This is a genomic window from Sorangium sp. So ce590, assembly GCF_051521365.1.
In the GTDB taxonomy this organism is placed as follows: Bacteria; Myxococcota_A; Polyangia; order Polyangiales; family Polyangiaceae; genus Sorangium.
On sequence record NZ_CP150346.1, the window covers coordinates 5,692,160 to 5,708,966 of the forward strand.

At 72.1% G+C, this 16,807-nt stretch carries 13 protein-coding genes and 1 pseudogene; 4 read left to right on the forward strand and 10 right to left on the reverse strand.

Annotation, left to right across the window (positions count from 1 at the left end; all coding sequences use genetic code 11):
• Nucleotides 1-78 precede the first annotated feature (78 nt).
• Genes WMF28_RS21115 through nuoE form a run of 7 tightly spaced genes read right to left on the reverse strand, consistent with a single transcriptional unit; the run spans nucleotide 79 to nucleotide 8,968 of the window.
• Nucleotides 79-1,605, reverse strand: a complete 1,527-nt coding sequence (locus WMF28_RS21115; RefSeq protein WP_437604062.1) for an NADH-quinone oxidoreductase subunit N — start codon at nucleotides 1,603-1,605, stop codon at nucleotides 79-81.
• The gene (locus WMF28_RS21120; protein ID WP_437604063.1) at nucleotides 1,602-3,608 is read right to left on the reverse strand and encodes a complex I subunit 4 family protein; all 2,007 of its coding nucleotides are present in this window, start codon (nucleotides 3,606-3,608) and stop codon (nucleotides 1,602-1,604) included. Before WMF28_RS21120 ends, WMF28_RS21115 begins: the two co-directional genes overlap by 4 nt.
• Nucleotides 3,605-6,115 carry an NADH-quinone oxidoreductase subunit L gene (gene nuoL, locus WMF28_RS21125; protein WP_437604064.1) on the reverse strand — a complete coding sequence of 837 codons (2,511 nt, stop codon included), beginning with the start codon at nucleotides 6,113-6,115 and terminating at the stop codon, nucleotides 3,605-3,607. Before nuoL ends, WMF28_RS21120 begins: the two co-directional genes overlap by 4 nt.
• Before the next feature lie 55 nt (nucleotides 6,116-6,170).
• Entirely contained in the window at nucleotides 6,171-6,482 is a 312-nt protein-coding gene (nuoK, locus tag WMF28_RS21130; RefSeq protein ID WP_437604065.1) for an NADH-quinone oxidoreductase subunit NuoK, read from the reverse strand.
• Nucleotides 6,479-7,132 (reverse strand): NADH-quinone oxidoreductase subunit J family protein, encoded by a 654-nt coding sequence (locus WMF28_RS21135; protein WP_437604066.1) that lies wholly within the window; start codon nucleotides 7,130-7,132, stop codon nucleotides 6,479-6,481. The genes nuoK and WMF28_RS21135 overlap by 4 nt, the downstream gene beginning before the upstream one ends.
• Nucleotides 7,129-8,481, reverse strand: a complete 1,353-nt coding sequence (gene nuoF, locus WMF28_RS21140; RefSeq protein ID WP_437604067.1) for an NADH-quinone oxidoreductase subunit NuoF — start codon at nucleotides 8,479-8,481, stop codon at nucleotides 7,129-7,131. The genes WMF28_RS21135 and nuoF overlap by 4 nt, the downstream gene beginning before the upstream one ends.
• Before the next feature lie 4 nt (nucleotides 8,482-8,485).
• On the reverse strand, nucleotides 8,486-8,968 hold the full coding sequence (gene nuoE / locus WMF28_RS21145) for an NADH-quinone oxidoreductase subunit NuoE (RefSeq protein WP_437604068.1): 483 nt from the start codon (nucleotides 8,966-8,968) through the stop codon (nucleotides 8,486-8,488).
• A gap of 694 nt (nucleotides 8,969-9,662) precedes the next feature.
• On the opposite strand from nuoE, the pseudogene WMF28_RS21150 reads away from it, so the two are divergent.
• From WMF28_RS21150 to WMF28_RS21160, 3 genes and pseudogenes are all read left to right on the forward strand, one after another.
• A pseudogene (locus WMF28_RS21150) lies at nucleotides 9,663-9,728 on the forward strand (zinc-ribbon domain-containing protein); the annotation flags it as partial.
• A gap of 45 nt (nucleotides 9,729-9,773) precedes the next feature.
• Nucleotides 9,774-11,210 carry a hypothetical protein gene (locus WMF28_RS21155; protein ID WP_437604403.1) on the forward strand — a complete coding sequence of 479 codons (1,437 nt, stop codon included), beginning with the start codon at nucleotides 9,774-9,776 and terminating at the stop codon, nucleotides 11,208-11,210.
• 114 nt (nucleotides 11,211-11,324) lie between these two features.
• Nucleotides 11,325-11,678, forward strand: a complete 354-nt coding sequence (locus WMF28_RS21160) for a DUF2752 domain-containing protein (RefSeq protein WP_437604069.1) — start codon at nucleotides 11,325-11,327, stop codon at nucleotides 11,676-11,678.
• A 15-nt stretch (nucleotides 11,679-11,693) separates the two neighbouring features.
• Here WMF28_RS21160 and WMF28_RS21165 read toward each other — a convergent pair whose 3' ends face one another.
• Nucleotides 11,694-12,260 (reverse strand): hemerythrin domain-containing protein, encoded by a 567-nt coding sequence (locus WMF28_RS21165; protein WP_437604070.1) that lies wholly within the window; start codon nucleotides 12,258-12,260, stop codon nucleotides 11,694-11,696.
• Nucleotides 12,261-12,413: 153 nt separating this feature from the next.
• Complete coding sequence (locus tag WMF28_RS21170; protein WP_437604071.1) at nucleotides 12,414-13,535, reverse strand: serine/threonine-protein kinase; 1,122 nt, start codon at nucleotides 13,533-13,535, stop codon at nucleotides 12,414-12,416.
• 255 nt (nucleotides 13,536-13,790) lie between these two features.
• Here WMF28_RS21170 and WMF28_RS21175 point away from each other — a divergent pair, with 255 nt between their 5' ends.
• Complete coding sequence (locus WMF28_RS21175) at nucleotides 13,791-14,345, forward strand: exonuclease domain-containing protein (RefSeq protein ID WP_437604072.1); 555 nt, start codon at nucleotides 13,791-13,793, stop codon at nucleotides 14,343-14,345.
• Nucleotides 14,346-14,364: 19 nt separating this feature from the next.
• Here the strand turns inward: WMF28_RS21175 and WMF28_RS21180 are convergent, their stop codons facing one another.
• Complete coding sequence (locus WMF28_RS21180) at nucleotides 14,365-16,806, reverse strand: hypothetical protein (protein WP_437604073.1); 2,442 nt, start codon at nucleotides 16,804-16,806, stop codon at nucleotides 14,365-14,367.
• Nucleotide 16,807 lies beyond the last annotated feature (1 nt).

Here is a 16,807-nt window from a genome sequence, read left to right on the forward strand (position 1 = left end):
CCGCCCGACGAGCAGGGGCCCCGAGGGCCCGCCAGCTCGGCGAGGCCCCCCTTCCGCGGAATCCGGGATGGTCGTGGATCAGTGCGAAGCGAGGACCGCGCGAACCGCGATCCCGAGGGAGGTCGTCGGCCAGATGCCAAGGACCATCACGAGCACCGCGGAGACGATCAGCGCCGCGTTGACGTAGCCCGAGCGCATGGGCCGGGCGATCGGCGCGCCCGGGGCCGGCTCGCGCATGTACATGAACACGAGCACCCGCAGGTAGTAGTACGCCGAGAGCACGCTGTTGAGGAGCAGCGCCACGGACAGCGTGTACAGCTCGGCGCCCATCGCCGCCTTGACGATGTAGAACTTGCCGAAGAAGCCGGCGGTCGGGGGGACGCCGGCCAGCGACAGGAGGAACAGCGAGAACGCGAGCGCCGCCACCGGGTGCCGCTTGCCGATGCCGGAGAGATCCTCGTAGCTCACCGCCTCGGCGCCGCGGCTGCCGCAGAGGATGAGCGTGCCGAAGGCCCCGACCGTCGAGACCATGTAGACGAGCAGGTAGAACATCACGCTCGCCTGCGCGTCCTCGCTCGCGCGCACCGTCGCCGCCACGCCGACGAGCAGGTAGCCGGCGTGCGCGATGCTCGAGTAGGCGAGCATCCGCTTCACCGACTCCTGCCGCCCCGCGATGAGGTTCGCGACCGTCATCGTGAGCAGCGCCATCACCGCCACGGCCGGCGGCCAGCCCGCCGCCCACGACGAGAGCGCCGGGCCGCCGAACGCGCCGAGCAGCACGCGCAGCAGCGCCGCGAACGCCGCGCCCTTCACCGCGACCGCCATGAACGTCGTGGCCGGCGTCGGCGCGCCCTCGTAGGCGTCGGGCGTCCACATGTGGAACGGCACCGCGCTCACCTTGAACGCGAGCCCCACCAGTATCAGCGCCGCCCCGATGAGCAGCAGCGCCGGGTTCGGCGCCTTGTCCCCCGTCGCGCTCGCGATGGTCTGGCCGATCCCGGCGAGGTCGGTGTGCCCCGTCGCCCCGTAGATCAGCGCGCCGCCGTAGAGGAGCAGCGCCGCCGCGAACGAGCCGAGCAGGAAGTACTTGATCGCCGCCTCGGTGCTCCGCGGCGAGGTCCGGCGGAAGCCGGTCAGCGCGTACGCCCCGAGCGACATCGTCTCCAGGCCGAGGAAGAGCGTCAGCAGATCCCCCGCGGCGGCGAGGATGATCGCGCCGACCGTCGAGAAGGTCAGCAGCGGGTAGAACTCCCCGCGATCGAGCCGGTGCTCCGGGAGGTACCCGCCGGCGAGCAGCGCCGCCAGCGCGCCGCCCAGGCAGAGCACGAAGGAGAAGAACAGCGTGAAGCGGTCGATGATCAGGTAGGGCGCGAGCACGTCGGCCCCGTCCAGCGTCTCGGGGCCGACGAACCCGACCGCGCCCGAGAACACCGCCCCGGCGAGGAGCGTGATCGCGGTCCCGAGCGCGATGTCGGACGAGGGCCCGGAGCGGCGGTCGTGCGACTCCTCGCGGCGGTGCGAGAACGCCTCCGTGAGCATCAGCAGCAGGCCGCCGAGCGAGACCACCAGCAGCGGCGACACCGCGATGAAAGGTCCGACGTTCATCGCGCCGCCTCCCCCGCGCGCGCCACGACCTTGCCGCCCGCCGCCGGCTCGAGCCGCGCCTCTCCGCCGTCACCCGCCCCCTCCGCGCCCTCACCGGAGCGCAGCACGGGCGCCCCCTTCATGAAGGCCGGCGAGAACGTGTCCTCGGGCAGGAGCTTCGCGTTCTGTTCGTCCGCGAAGAGGATCGCCTGCCCGGAGACGACCTTGAACTGGTTGTAAGTAGACAGGACCGACTCCTTCATCCGATCGAGGAAGATCCCAGGAAACAGGCCGATCACGAAGATCATCAGGATCAGCGGCGCGAGCGCGAGGCCCTCGCGGGGCGTGAGGTCGGGCAGGTGCCTGTTCTTCGGGTTCGTGAGCGGCCCGAAGAACATCTTCTGCACGACGCTCAGCATGTAGACGGCGGCGAGGATGACGCCCGCCGCGGCGCCCACGGTGTGGATCCCGCTGAAGACCCCGAGGCGCTCGGAGACGTAGGTCGCGGTGATGATCATGAACTCGCCGATGAACCCGTTCGTGCCGGGCACGCCCACGGAGGCGAACGTCACGATCAGGAAGAGCGCCGCGTAGACCGGCATCACCTTGGCGAGGCCGCCGAACTCGGAGACCTGGCGGGTGTGGCGGCGATCGTAGATCACGCCGACGAGGAGGAAGAGCGCGCCGGTGGAGACGCCGTGGTTCACCATCTGGAGCACCGCGCCCTGGATCCCGCTCGGCGTGACGCCGAAGAGCCCGAGCATCACGTAGCCCAGGTGGGCGACCGACGAGTACGCCACGAGCCGCTTCACGTCGGACTGCTTCCAGGCGACGAGCGCGCCGTAGAGCACGCCGCCGAGGATCGCGATGCCGGCCAGGTTGGCCGCGAGGCTGGAGGCCGGGCCGGGGAAGAGGCCCATCGAGAAGCGCAGGTACGCGTACGTCCCGATCTTCAGCATCACCGCGGCCAGGATGACCGAGCCGCCGGTCGGCGCCTGCACGTGGGCGTCCGGCAGCCACGTGTGCACCGGCCACATCGGCACCTTGATGAAGAACGCGATCGAGAACGCCCAGAAGCAGAGCATCTGGGTGCTGCGCGGCAGCACCACGCGCGAGAGCGCGAGGTAGTCGAAGGTGTACGCGCCCGTGAGCTTCTGGTTCGCCCACACGAGGTACACGATGCCCGCGAGCATCAGCATCGAGCCCGCCATCGTGTAGACGAACAGCTTGAGCGCGGCCTTGATCTTCTCGACGCCGCCCCAGATGCCGATCATCACGAACATCGGCACCAGCATCAGCTCCCAGAAGACGAAGAACAGGAACAGGTCGAGCGCCACGAAGGCGCCGAGCATCGCGCCCTGCAGGAGCAGGAGGCAGAAGCAGAGCTCCTTGATCCGGCTCTTGATCGACCCGAACGACGCGTACGCCGCGATGGGCGCGATGAACGTCGTGAGCAGGACGAGCCAGAGGCTGATGCCGTCGATCGCGACGTGCCACCGGATGCCGAGCGACGGGATCCACTCCTTGATCGACTGGAAGTGCCAGCCCTCCGTCATCGGCACGCTGAGCAGCCAGAGCGACGCGAGGAAGCCCGCGCCGAGCACGGCCAGCGTGAAGCCCCGGAGCAGCGAGAGCATCTGCCGCGGCATGAACAGCACCGCGGCGGCCCCGACGAACGGCAGGCCGATGAGCACGTTGAGGAGCGACGACCACTCCCCGGACGCCTCCGCCGCGGCCGCCGGCGCGCCGGACGGCCAGAGCCACTGCACGCCGAGCACGGTCAGCGCCGCGATCAGCCCGAGGCCGAACCGCTGCCACGGGGTGTACCCGGCGCTGGCCTGGGCCTCGCCGTGCCCGTCGCCGTGGTGGTGGTCGTCGCCCGCGTGGTGGTCGTCGCCGTGCCCGTGGTCGTGGTCGTGATCGCCGTCCGCGCGGGCGGCGTCCGCGCCCCGCGGGATGAGCGCTCCGACGACGCCGGCTGCGAGCGCCGGCCAGTGATGGGTTACGAGGTCGAGCGCGCTCATTGCAGGCCTCTCGGCTTGATCAGGTCATGGATCTGCTCCGCCGGGGTCGTCCCCGGGGGGAGCGTGGGCACGTCCGGGACCCGCAGCGTGGTCGGACCCGTCGGGCTCTTGCGGCCCGGTGGCCGCGAGAACGAGAACGTCTCGGTCGCCTCGCGGTTGAAGGCGTTGCGCACGCGGAGCACGACGTCCTTCTTCTCGCCCGGCTCGAGCTTCACCGTGACGTCGGTGGTCTTGGAGAAGTCGCGCGACGGCACGCCGGGCCCCTCCCAGCGGTACTGGTAGCCGAGCCCGGGCGCGGCCGAGAGCTTCACCTCGCCCGACCGGCGCAGCTGCGCGTCATCGACGTTCGCGTCCGCGTGCGGGCTGACCATGAACCAGCCGACGCCGGCGAGCCCGACGACCATCGACGCGGCATAGACCTGCACGCGGCCCGTCTGGAGCGCGCGCAGCACCGTGCCGAAGAACCCGACCAGCGCGGCGGTGAGCTTGGCGATGACGCCGTCGATGATCCACTTGTCGGCCATCGTGAAGATGTCCGCCAGGGCGTCGACCATGCCCACCACCGTCGCGTTGTAGAGCTCGTCGATCCGCCACTTGTCGTAGATGAGCCGGTAGAGCCGCGGGAAGGCCTGGGCGAAGCGCCGCTCGTCCTCGCCGCGGCGGTTCCAGTACACGTACGTCGCCGCGACGATGCCGATGAAGCACGCCGCGACGCCGGGCAGCATCATCGGGAAGAGCATCCCCTTCGCCGCCTCGCGCTCCACCACCGCCCGCGACGTCATCGAGAAGACCGGCTCGAGCAGGTGCGCGAGCGGCGCGAACGCGTGCACGTGGGTGAGGTGCACGAGCGGCTCCGCCATGAGGAAGCCGGCGAAGACCGACAGCGCCGCGAGCACGATCAGCGGGATCGTCATCGACAGCGGCGACTCGTGCGGCTCCGGGCCATCGAGCTTCTCGCCGTCCGCGTGCGCGTGGTGGTCGTCGTGATGGCCGTGCGGGTGCGGATCCTTCCACCCGCCCACGATCTTCCAGCCGCGGAACTCGCCGTGGAACGTCATGAAGTAGGCGCGGAACATGTAGAAGGCGGTCATCGTCGCGGCCACGATGCCGGCGAAGAAGATCGTCGGGCCGAGCCACTCGGGCCACTGCCACACCGGCTGCCCGCGCGTCGCCACCGAGGCGATCCGGCTGGAGAAGGCGCGCCACAGGATCTCGTCCTTCGACCAGAACCCGGCGAACCCGGGGAAGCCCGCGATCGAGAAGCACGCGAGGAGGAACGTCCAGCGGGTCAGGGGCATGTACTTCTTGAGGCCGCCCATGTTCCGCATGTCCTGGGACCTGTCGGTGTCGTGGATGCGGGCGTGCATCGCGTGGATCACCGAGCCGGCGCCGAGGAAGAGGCAGGCCTTGAAGAAGGCGTGCGTGAGGACGTGGAAGAAGCCGGCGGCGAACGCGCCGACGCCCACGCCGATGAACATGAACCCGAGCTGGCTCACCGTGGAGTAGGCGAGGACCTTCTTCAGGTCGTTCTGGAAGAGCCCGATCGAGGCCGCGAACAGCGCCGTGAGCACGCCGGTCACCGCGATCACCGCCATCGCGAACGGCGACAGCACGAACACCGCCGCGAGCCGGGCCACGAGGTAGACGCCCGCGGTCACCATCGTCGCGGCGTGGATCAGGGCGGAGACCGGGGTCGGGCCGGCCATGGCGTCGGGCAGCCAGACGTACAGCGGGATCTGCGCGCTCTTGCCGGCGCAGCCGAGGAACAGCGCGAGCCCGACCAGCGTCGCCGCGTACATGAGCACGGGCTGCGACGGGATGAGGAAGCTCAGGAAGCCGGGCACCGTCTCGGCCGACATGTTGCCGATCGGCCAGACCTTCACCGCGGAGAGCAGGTTGCCCGCGTTCGCGGCGATGCCGTCGAAGTTCAGCGTGCCCGTGTAGTAGACGAGCATCGCCATCGCCACGAGGAGGCCGAAGTCGCCGATGCGGTTCACGACGAACGCCTTCTTGCCCGCGCTCGCGTTCTTGTCGTCCTGGAACCAGAAGCCGATGAGCAGGTAGCTGCACATGCCGACGCCCTCCCACCCCACGAAGAGGACGGCGAGGTTGTCGGCCAGGATCAGCACGAGCATCGAGAAGCAGAACAGGTTCAGGTACGCGAAGAACCGGTGGTACCCGGGGTCCTCGCGCATGTACGCGGACGAGTAGAGGTGGATGAGGAAGCCGACGCCGGTGACGACGAGGATCATCGTCCCGCTCAGGCCGTCGACGCTGAAGGCGACGTCGATCGGGATCGACTGGCCCATCCGGCCGGTGATCGAGAACCAGCGCCAGGCCGTCCAGGTGAGCTTGCCGCCATCGTGCGGCAGCATCAGGAACGTCATGACGGCCGCCAGGAAGGCGCCGCCGAGCGCGGCGAGCGCCATCAGCCGGACCGCGTCCTTGCCGAGCCGCTTGCCGAAGAGGCCGTTCACGAACGCGCCGAGCGCCGGCAGGCCGAGCACGACCGCGATCAGCGCGAACTCGGACGCGGGGAATAAGACTCTCAGGGCTTCCACGCTAACTCCTCAGGAGATCGGCGTCGTCCGAGCGCACCGTCTTCCGGATGCGATAGAACGCGAGCACGATCGCGAGACCGACTGCGGCTTCCGCCGCGGCGATGGCGATGACGAAGAAAGTGAAGATCTGCCCGGTGTGATCGTGCAGGTGCACCCGGTTGTACGCGACGAGCGTGAGGTTCACGGCGTTGAGCATCAGCTCGATGCTCATCAGGAGGACCAGCAGGTTCCTGCGCAGCAGGAAGCCCACCGACCCGATCACGAACAGCACCGCCGCGACAACGAGGTAGTACTCGATGGGGACGGAGATCATGATTTCGGCTCCTTCGTCGACAGGGTGAAGTGGCCCGTGAGGGCGCCCGGCTGCGGGTCCGGCGCCGCCGCGTCGCGCACGGGGACCTGGTCGCTCGCGTCCGGCGACGCGGCCCCGACCGGCAGCAGCGTGGGGTCGACCTGCTTGCCACGGGCGACGGCGACGGCGCCGACCACGGCGACGAGGAGCAGCGCGCCCGAGAGCTCGAACGGCACGATCCCCTTCGTGAAGAGCTCGTGCCCGAGCGCATCGATGGTCCCGAGCGACTCGGGGGCCTCCGCGAGGACCCGGGCCCCGGGCTTCGCGGCGCTCACGATGAGGGAGAGCGCGCCGATGCTGCTGGCCACGAAGACGCCCGCGCCCAGGTAGCGCGGCACCGCGGTGCGGGCGTCGCGCGGCGACGTCGCCGACGGGCCGAGGAGCATGATCACGAAGAGGAAGAGGATGACGACCGCGCCCGCGTACACGAGGATCTGGATCGCCGCGAGGAACTCCGCGGACAGCATCAGGTAGAGCCCCGCGATGCCGACGATCGACGTGAGCAGGCCCATCGCGCCGCGGATCGGGTTCCGGGCCGCGACCGTGGCCACGCCGCCGAGGAGGACGAGCAGCGACGCCAGCCCGAAGAAGGCGAATTCAAAGATTTTCACGGCGAGAGCACCCCTGTCGACGACCGGCCCTTGGTCTGTATGTACGCCTCGAATTCCTTGCGGAATTTGCGCAGGAAGCCGAGCGCGGGCATCGCCGTGCCCTCGCCGAAGGCGCAGATGGTGTTGCCCATGATGTTGTCGGCGATCTCGTGCAGCCGATCGAGCTCCTCGATCGTCCCCTCGCCGTGCACGATGCGATCGAGGATCCGGTGGATCCACGCGCTGCCCTCGCGGCACGGCGTGCACTGGCCGCACGACTCGTGGCGGTAGAAGCGCATCAGGTTGTGCATCGCGAGGACCGGGCACGCCTTGTCGCTGAGGACGATGGCGCAGCAGGTCCCGAGCATCGTCCCGAGCGAGCGGAACGTGTCCACGCCGAGCGGCACGTCGAGCACGCTCTGGCCGTGCCACGGGTGGAGCGGCGACTTCTCGTTCGGGGCGTTGACGATCTCGTCGGCGCGCAGGATGGGGCACGACGAGCCGCCCGGGATGACCGCGAGCAGGTTGCCGTGCTTCACGCCGCCGCCGAAGTCGTAGATGAGATCGCGGAGGGTGACGCCGACGCACGCCTCGAAGATCCCGGGGTTGTTCACGTGGCCGCTCACGCCGAAGAGCCGGCAGCCGCCGTCCTTCAGGTGGTGCAGCGCCGAGAGCTTCGAGAAGTTGTCGCCCCCGAGCTCGAGCGCCGTGGGCACCGCGGCGATCGTCTCGAGGTTGTTCACGGTCGTCGGCATCCCGAACGCGCCGAACTGGGCGGGGAACGGCGGCTTGAGCCGCGGCTCGCCGCGCTTGCCCTCGAGCGAGTTGAGGAGCGACGTCTCCTCGCCGCAGATGTACGCGCCGGCGCCCGTGTGGACGTAGACCTCGACGGGGTAGTCGATCCCGAACGGGCGCTTGCCGAGGTAGCCCTTCGCGCGCGCCTCCTCGATCGCGGCCCAGAGCCGCGCCTTCGAGAGGTGCAGCTCGTCGCGCACGTAGATGTACGCGGCGTGGGCGCCGATGCCGAAGCACCCGATGATGCACCCCTCGACGACGGAGTGCGGGTTCTTCTCCATCAGCGTGCGGTCCTTGAAGGTGCCGGGCTCGCCCTCGTCCGCGTTGATGACGAGGTAGTGCGGCTTCTCGGGCTTCGGGGGCCACGGCATGAAGCTCCACTTCACGCCCATCGCGAAGCCCGCGCCGCCGCGGCCGCGGATGTTGGCGGCCTTCATCTCCTCGACGAGCGCCTCGCGCGTCATCCCGAGGGCGCGCTTCGCCTGCTGATAGCCGCCGCCCTTCTCGTACACCGAGAGCTTGTGGCCGTCGGGCGTGTCGTAGTTCTTCGTCAGATAGCGCGTCAGCCGGAGCATCTCGTCACCTCGTCAACCGATCGAGGATCACGTCCACCTTCTCGAGCGTGAGGCCCTCGTGGTAGTCGCGATCGACCTGCATCATCGGGGCGGTGCCGCACGAGGCGAGGCACTCTGCGGTGCGCAGCGTGACCTTCCCGTCCTTCGTGGTCTCGCCCGCGTGGATCCCGAGCCGCTTCTCGCAGTGGTGGAGCACCGCATCCGCGCCGTTCAGCGCGCAGCTCAGCGTCCGGCAGACCCAGACCTGGTGCTTGCCCACGGGCTCCTTGTTGAAGAGCGTGTAGAAGGTCGCGACCCCCTGGACGTGCGCCGTCGGGAGGCCGAGCTGCTCGGCGACCCAGCGGAGCACCCGTTCGGAGACCCACCCCTCCTGGCTCTGGCAGAGGTGGAGCACCGGGATGCACGCGGCCTGGCGGTTCGGGTAACGCGCGAGGATCTTCTCGAACTCGGTTTGCCGGTCGGCGCTCAGAGCAAATTTGTCGGTCATGTCCGCTGTTGGCACGGTCCGCTGGCTCCCTGGGCGCGCCGCGATTGCGACGTGCCCGCTTCGACATGCAGTCGGGACCCCGCAAGGCGGGTCCCTTCCAACGAGGGTCTGCCCGGCAAAGCCGGGCGCTACCTCGTGCGCCTCCGGTGTGGAGGCGCCTGCCGGAGGCGGACAGCCCCGCGCACCGGCGGCCGGGCATTCGGTTGTCCGTCGTACGGAGCCGTCCCGAGGCGCCGGCACGCTAGTGAGCCACGGTGGTCACTGTCAAGGCGCGCCGGGGGGAAACCTCCAGCGAACCACGCAAACCCTCCCGCTGCCCAGAAAGCTGGCGCCTGCAGCAGCACGGGTCACGGGTGACAGGTGCCCCGCAGCCGCCCGCAGCCGCCAGAGCGCCGGCCGGCCTGCCCCGACCACGGCGGGTCGCCGGCGCGCCGCGCCCACGGCGGCACGGCCTTCCAGGCGGAGAGCGGAGGAGCGCGCGGCGCACGGCGCGCGGCGTACGGGAGCGCGCTCGCTCGCGGCGAGAGAACGCCCTGGGTTTTCTGGCGGAGAACGCGTAGCCTCGGGAGAAGTCCGCAGCGTTCTTCGTCTTTCACTTGAGAACCGGAACGCGCTTCAACTACCCTTCGCGCCCATTACGACGCGCGCAGGGCGCGGACATCCGTAGCAGCGAACCCCCCTCCGGAGGTGGTGCGTGTTCTGTCCGAATTGTGGGACGCAAAACTCGGAAACGGCGTCCACGTGCACGAAGTGTGGCTTCAACCTCAAGGGGGCGGCCGCACCGAAGTTCAAGGGCACCATGCTGATGAGTCAGCCGTCTTCGGGGGCCCCGCGCGCTCCCGGGGCGCCTCTGCCTCCGGCGCCTCCGGCCGGCGCACCGCCGGGCATGCCCGGCGGCATCCCGAGCCCGCCGCAGGGCCTGGCTGGCACGGTGGTCGGCGTCCCGCCGGCCGGGCTTGGCGCTTCTGCCGGGCCTCCCCCTGCGCCGCCTCCGCCCGGGATGGGCTATGGATCGCCGCCCGGGGGACAGCAGCCCTCCGGTCCGTCCTTCGGCGGCGCGGCCGCGAGCCCGTCGGGCGGGTATGCGCCGTTCGGCCAGCAGCCCAACCAGGGCGTGAACCCGCTCGGCGGCACCATGGCGATCGACCAGCTGCCCGGGTACAGCGGACCGGGCGGGCAGCAGTCGCCCGGCGGCACGCCGGCCGGCGCGTTTCCGCCGCCCGGCGGCAGCTACGGTCAGCCCCCGCAGGGCGGCAGCCCCTTCGGTTCGCCCCCGGGCCAGGACCCGATGGGCGGGCTCGGCGGCGCGCCTCCCGGTTACGGCCAGCCTCCGGGTTACGGCCAGCCTCCGGGTTACGGCCAGCCCCCGGGTTACGGCCAGCCCCCGGGCCAGGATCCGATGGGCGGGCTCGGCGGAGCGCCTCCGGGCTACGGCCAGCCTCCGGGCTACGGCCAGCCCCCGGGCTACGGCCAGCCGCCGCAGCACAGCGCCAGCGGGTACGGTCCGCCTCCGGGCCAGGATCCGCAGGCGGGCGGCGGCTACGGCAGCCCTCCAGGCGGCGGTGGTTACGGCAGCCCTCCGGGCGGCGGCGGCTACGGCAGCCCTCCGGGCGGCGGCGGCTACGGCAGCCCTCCGGGCGGCGGCGGTTACGGCAGCCCTCCGGGCGGCGGCGGTTACGGCAGCCCCCAGGAGGGCGGGGGGTATGGCAGCCCTCCGGGCGGCGGTGGTTACGGTAGCCCCCAGGGTGGCGGCTACGGTAGCCCCCAGGGTGGCGGCTACGGCAGCCCGCAGGGCGTGAGCGATCCGGGTGGCTACGGCAGCCCGCAGGGCGGCGGTCAGCTGTCGGCGCCTGGCCAGTTCGGCCAGGCGGCCAGCAACCTGGGCGTGTACGGCGGCAGCGGGTCGCTGGCCCCGGGCGGCGGCCGGGGCGAGACGCGCAACCCGGTCACGGTGTGCGTGATCGGGATGGTCTGCTTCGTCTACGCGATCTGGCAGCTCTGGGCGATGCTGAACGAGCTGCAGCAGGCGACGAAGGACCCCGAGTTCAAGCCCTGGTACGTCTTCATCCCGCTGCTCAACTACTACTTCCTCTGGGTGAAGGTGCCGGAGCAGGTGACCCGGGCCAAGCAGATGGCCGGCTCGCGCAACCCGCAGGCCGAGGGCATCGTGCTCTACATCTTCCTCCCGCTCTACGCCCTCGCGAAGGACCTCAACGAGGTCTGGGACCCGAACGCCGCCTAGCCCGCGCCGCCGTTGTCGCTGTCCTGCCCGACCGACGCCCCTTCGCCCGCTCCATCGGCTCCGTCCCGATGGAGCGCGGCGCGTCCTGGCGGCCGCGCGGCGCGCCTCGGCGCGATGGCGGCGCTGCTCGGGCTCCTTGTCGCGTGCGGCGTCCCGCTCTGCCCGTTCGCGATCGTCACCGGCCACCCCTGCCCCGGCTGCGGGCTCACGCGCGCGACCCTCGCCCTCGCGCACGGCCACGTGGCCGAGGCGCTGCGGTTCCACCCCCTCGCCCCGCTGATGGCGCCGCTCGTGCTCGCCGCGATCGCCTACAACGCCGCGATCTACGTGAAGGACGGCCGCATCGCCGCGACCGAGTCGGTGCAGGGGGTCTGGGTGACGCGGCTCGGCGCCGCGCTGGCGGTCCTGATGGTCGCCGTCTGGGTGGCGCGCTTCCTCGGAGCCTTCGGCGGCCCCGTACCGGTCTAGTTCCGTCCTACCGGCTCAGCACCCGCGGGCGCGGGGCCCCTCGCCGCGGCGGCGCGACATGGGCCGGAGGGCGCGCAGGGTGTGGGTGCCGCGCCTCGGCCGGCCGCGCTGCGATCGCACGAGCGGGACGCCCGCGGGCACCCCGACGCGCAGCAGCACCTCGTACGCGCGCTCGAGATCGCTGCCGATCACGTCGAGCTGCTCGTCCGTGAGGCCCCGCTTCGCCTTCGGGAAGAGGATGCCCTCCTCCTCGTCGGCGTGGTGGGCGAAAACATCCCGCAGGAGCCGGAGGCGCGCCTCGAAGCGCACATCGGTGACGCGCGTGCGCAGCAGGTTGTCCGCCGCGAAGCGCGCCAGGCCGTGCTTCTCGTACGCGTCGTGGAGCGGCTTCCGGTCGACGGCCATCCGCTCGGCACACACCGGGTAGAGGTACGTCTCCTCGATGCGCACGTGCGCGTCGATCATCCGGGAGAGCTGCGCGACCATCGATGTCCGCAAGCCCGGGCTGGGCTCGGCGGCGATGCGCGCCATCAGGTCGCTGACTTCGAGATGCTGCTGCTCCAAGAGATCGAGTGCGTCCATGGGGTTCCCCTCGCGTGAAGCTCACCGCGCCACGTCGCCGCCCTTGAGCAGCGCGTGCACAGCCCGGCTCGCGGTGCTGCGTGGCGCGGCCCCCGTCGTGGCAAGGAGCGGGCCGGCGCTGGAAGGGACCGCGGACGCGCCGCGCGCGCGGGGCTACACCTGAATGGCGGCGAGCGCGTCGCGCATCGCCGAGGCGCCGGCGAAGCGATGGTCGGGGTGCTTGGACAGCGCGCGGGAGAGCACCTCGTCGAGCACGCGCGGGAGTTCGCGGCGCTCCCGCCGGAGGGGCACGGGCGCGGAGCGCACGATCGCGACGAGCACGTCGAGATCGCCCCGGCCGCGGAAGGGGAGCTTGCCCGAGAGGGCGTAGTAGATGAGCAGCGCGGCGGCGAAGAGGTCGCTCCGATCGGTGATGGCGCGGCTGCGCATCGCCTGCTCCGGCGACATGAACAGCAGGGTGCCCACGAGGGACCCGGGGCTGTCGGGCGTCACGCCGTCGCCCGTGTCGACGCCCGGCTCGTGCGCGAAGCCGAGATCGATGAGCTTGATCGTCGGCGCCCCGTCCCCTGCTCCGGCGCCCGGCGCCCCGGGGACGAGCAGGATGTTGCCCGGCTGGAGGTCGCGGTGGACGACCTTCGCCTCGTGCATGGCCGCGAGGCCAGCGAGGATCTGGTCCGCGAGGGCGAGCGCGCGGCCCAGCGGCAGGGGGCCGTTGCGCCGCACCTCCTCGCTCAGGGTGACGCCGTCGAAGAGCGGCATCAGGAAGAACGGGCGCCCGTCCGCGAGGCGCCCCTCGCCGAGCACAGGGCAGACGTTCGGGTGGTCGATGCGGCGGGCAAGCCGGACCTCGCGGGCGAACCGGCTCTCGATCCCCGCGTCCCCCGCATGCACGCGCCGGAGCGCCTTGAGCGCGACCGGCTCCCCCGTCGCGACGCGGCGGGCCGCGTACACCGCGCCCATACCCCCCTCGGCGATGAGCCGCTCGATGTGCAGTCCGTGCTCTGTACGGCCGACGAGCGGGTCGAGCGCCGCGGCCCCACATGCTGCCGGGAACCGCGCCGCCGCGCTGGCCGCCGCCCCGCCGCGCGCCGCGGGGTACGCCTTCGCCCCCCCCCGGTCACGGCCCGCGTGGCAGACGATCCCGGAACGAGGAGGCCGCCGTCGCTCCGAGGCGGGACCGGGATCCTCGGCGGCAGGTTCGGGGAGCGCCTCAGCGAACGCGGACCTGTCCCTGGCTGAACCGATGGAGCGACGGAGCGGGGAACCAGGAGCCACGTAGAGAACCTCGTCAGAAATTACCTGACGAGTGTCCATGGTCCAGGCCCTCCAAGCAAGGGGATTGGGCACCGAAACGACCGGACCGCTGTAGGTGCTCTGCCGGCTTATGTCCCGTATCTACTCAGTTTTTACCCGGACAAAGCGAACCGCCCGAGGCGGTTTTGGCTTGTCGGGAAAATCCCGAAAGAATTTTCGTCCCGATCGCCGTTACCATGGCAACGTACTCATCACTACATGTAGGGGCGATAACGAATGGCGAAGCGTCTTGATCTCATCCTCGTGATCGACGTCGAATCGACCTGCTGGGACGGCGACCCGCCGCGGGGCGAGGAGAACGAGATCATCGAGATCGGCGTGTGCACGCTCGAGGTCGCGTCGGGCCGGCGGCGCGATCGGCGGTCGATCCTTGTGCGCCCCGAGCGCTCGCGCGTGAGCCCGTTCTGCACGGCGCTGACCACGCTGACGCAGGCGGACGTCGACGCGGGCGTCTCGTTCAGGGAGGCGTGCGCGCTCCTGCGGGGCGAGCTCAAGGCGCAGGATCGCCTCTGGGCGAGCTACGGCGACTACGACCGGCGCATGTTCGAGCGGCAGTGCCAGGCGTCCAGCGCGCCCTTCCCGTTCGGGCCGAGCCACCTCAACGTGAAGAGCCTGTTCGCTGTGACGCACGCGCTGTCGCGCGAGGTGGGCATGGCCGAGGCCCTGGAGCGCGTGGGCCTGCCGCTCGCGGGCACGCACCACCGGGGCACCGACGACGCGTACAACATCGCGGGCCTGCTCGCGCACCTGCTCCTGGCCGCGCGGCGGTGAGGCGGGGCGCGCCGCGCGCTCACGCGACCGGCGCCGCGTCGGGCACGTCGGGCTGCGCCTCTGCGGCGCCCCGGGCCGGCTGCGCGCTGTGGGCGGCGGCGGCGCTCGACGGCCCCCGCTCGTCGTCGCCCGCGGCGGCCGCCCCGGCCGCCGCGGGCGGCACGGCCGCCGCGGCGAGGAGGTACACGAGGCCCGCGCCGAGCAGCAGGGCGCTGTAGCCGAGGTGCATCGCGCACAGGGCGCCGAGGGGCAGCGCCGTCGCGCCGGCGAGGGCGCAGAGCGACCAGCACCAGGGGAGCAGCGCCGGCGCGATCGAGGCCACGAGCTTGACCCCGAGCGGCGCGAGCGAGCCCGCGAGCAGGCCGAACGGCACGAGGATCGCGATGGCGAGGATCGCGCGCGGGAGGGACCCGAGCCCGAGGCTCCACTGCGCGAGCGGGACGAGCCCCACCGCGGCGAGCGCCGCGGCAACGACGAGCACCTCCGCCACCCGCGCGGAGACCCGCGTCGCGGCGTCCGGCGCCACGCGGGCGGTGAGCAGGCCGCCCACGCCGGCGGAGACGAGGAGGATCACGAGGACGGCCGGGAGCTCGTGCGCGGGCAGCTCGAGCAGGAGGAGCCCGTGGCGGAAGACGGCGAGCTCGACGAGCGCGAAGCCCGCGCCGATCGCGGCGAAGAAGAAGAGCGCGCGGGCGCGCGGCGGCGGGGGCGCGGCCCCTGGCACCACGACGTCGCGCGCCGCGGCGTCGCGCCGGAGGCCGCCGACGCGCGCGGCGAGCACCGGGAGCAGCGCCACGAGCGCGAGGAGGCCCGCGCCGACGGCGAGCAGCGCCGAGAGCGCGAAGAGGCCCGCGTGCTCGGCGCGGAGGGCCCCGAGGTCGCCGAGCACCGCGGGCAGGCGGCGCGCCGGGACGGTGTACGAGAAGAACGGCCTGTCGTCGGTCGGCGTGGGCGGCGTGAGATCGGCCCCCGCGCCGGGCGCGCGCGCCCCCGCGGCCGCGACGAGGAGCCCGCGGCTCGGCGTACCTGGGCGGTCGGGGGCGAACGCCTCCGAGAACTTGTGCCGGCGGCAGTGGCGGCGCAGCGCCTCGACGTCCTGGCGCGCGAGCGGCGTGCGCCGCGCGAGGAGCGCGGTCCTGTGCGCGGCGGTGCACGCGAAGAGGTGGTCCCTCGGCTCGGCCGCGCCCGCGCGGCGCAGCGCCGCGGCCGTGAGGGCGAGCAGGCGATCGAAGTCGACGTCCGCGCGGCTCAGGACCAGCGTGCCCTCGGGCAGGAGGCGCGAGAGGAAGTCCCCGACGCCCTCGACCGTGTGGAGCCGGCTCTCCGACAGCGCGAGCGCGCCGGTCGTCGACGCCTCGGCGGTCTCGGCCGACGGGATCACGATGTTCCGGAAGAGCAGCGGCGTGCGCCGGGCGAAGCTCCGCCCGTCGCCCAGCACGAGGTGGACCTCGGGCTTGTCGAACAGGTGGCCGTTGAACGCGGCGTACCGCCCGCGCATCACCTCGACGACGCCGCGGTCTCCCTCGACGGCGACCACGTGCTTCTGCCCGGCCTTCAGCGCGGCGCGCACGTCGCGCCCGCCCCCGGCGCCGACGACGAGCGCCGGGCCCTGGTCCTTGTGGAGCGCGTACGCCATGTCCTCGGGCTGGGGCGGGGGCGACGTCTTCGCGTCGAGGATCGGGCTCTGCGCGGCGCTGCCGAGCCGCATCATCGCCGTGCCGGCCCTCGGGCGGTCGACCGTGATCAGCGAGCGCTCGCTCCAGGCCTCGTGCTCGGTCCGGTCGGGCGCGCCCCGGCGGAGGCCGGCGAGCCGGAGCCACGGGGCGCCGAGGTCGCCGGCGAGGAGCACGAAGCCGCCGAGCACGAAGGTGGCGACGAGGCCCCCCGACGCCCGCTGCTCGCCCTCCCGACAGCGCGACCCGAGGTAGAAGAAGACGCCCGCCACCGCGAAGAAGATCGCCGCCGCGAGCGCGGCGCGGGGCGCGCCGGCGCGGATCGCGACGGCCGCCGCGAGCCCGCCGAGGGCGCCGCCGGCGAGATCGAGCAGGTAGAGGCGGGGCATCTCGGACGCGGCGTGCCGGATCGCGGCCGCGAGCGCGAGGCCGGCGAGCGCGAACGGGACGGTGGACGCGGCGTAGAGCAGCGCGTGCCACGGGAGCGACCCCGGCGCGGGCCCGCGCTGCGCGAGCAGGATGATCGCGGCGAGCGTCGCGCCCGACGCGAGCGAGGAGAGGGCCGCCATGCGGGCGAAGAGGGCGGGCGGGCGGACGAGCCACGGGGCGAGGTAGAGCAGCGCGCCGCCCGCGCCCGCGCCGACGAGCGGCAGCGCGAGCGCGACGAACGCGTGGGGCTCGCCGAACAGCGCCGCGAAGATCCGCGTGAGCGAGATCTCGAGCAGGACCGTGGCGCACGCGAGGGCTGCGACGCCGCTGAAGAGGCCGCTCCGCTGGGAGACCCGCATG

Bases quoted from the DNA above. Each gene is read 5' to 3' on its own strand.
- nuoE (WP_437604068.1), bottom strand. From the start codon at position 8,968: ATGACCGACAAATTTGCTCTGAGCGCCGACCGGCAAACCGAGTTCGAG.
- nuoF (WP_437604067.1), bottom strand. From the start codon at position 8,481: ATGCTCCGGCTGACGCGCTATCTGACGAAGAACTACGACACGCCCGAC.
- WMF28_RS21155 (WP_437604403.1), top strand. From the start codon at position 9,774: ATGAGTCAGCCGTCTTCGGGGGCCCCGCGCGCTCCCGGGGCGCCTCTG.
- WMF28_RS21160 (WP_437604069.1), top strand. From the start codon at position 11,325: ATGGCGGCGCTGCTCGGGCTCCTTGTCGCGTGCGGCGTCCCGCTCTGC.
- WMF28_RS21115 (WP_437604062.1), bottom strand. From the start codon at position 1,605: ATGAACGTCGGACCTTTCATCGCGGTGTCGCCGCTGCTGGTGGTCTCG.
- WMF28_RS21165 (WP_437604070.1), bottom strand. From the start codon at position 12,260: ATGGACGCACTCGATCTCTTGGAGCAGCAGCATCTCGAAGTCAGCGAC.
- WMF28_RS21180 (WP_437604073.1), bottom strand. From the start codon at position 16,806: ATGCGGGTCTCCCAGCGGAGCGGCCTCTTCAGCGGCGTCGCAGCCCTC.
- WMF28_RS21120 (WP_437604063.1), bottom strand. From the start codon at position 3,608: ATGAGCGCGCTCGACCTCGTAACCCATCACTGGCCGGCGCTCGCAGCC.
- nuoK (WP_437604065.1), bottom strand. From the start codon at position 6,482: ATGATCTCCGTCCCCATCGAGTACTACCTCGTTGTCGCGGCGGTGCTG.
- WMF28_RS21175 (WP_437604072.1), top strand. From the start codon at position 13,791: ATGGCGAAGCGTCTTGATCTCATCCTCGTGATCGACGTCGAATCGACC.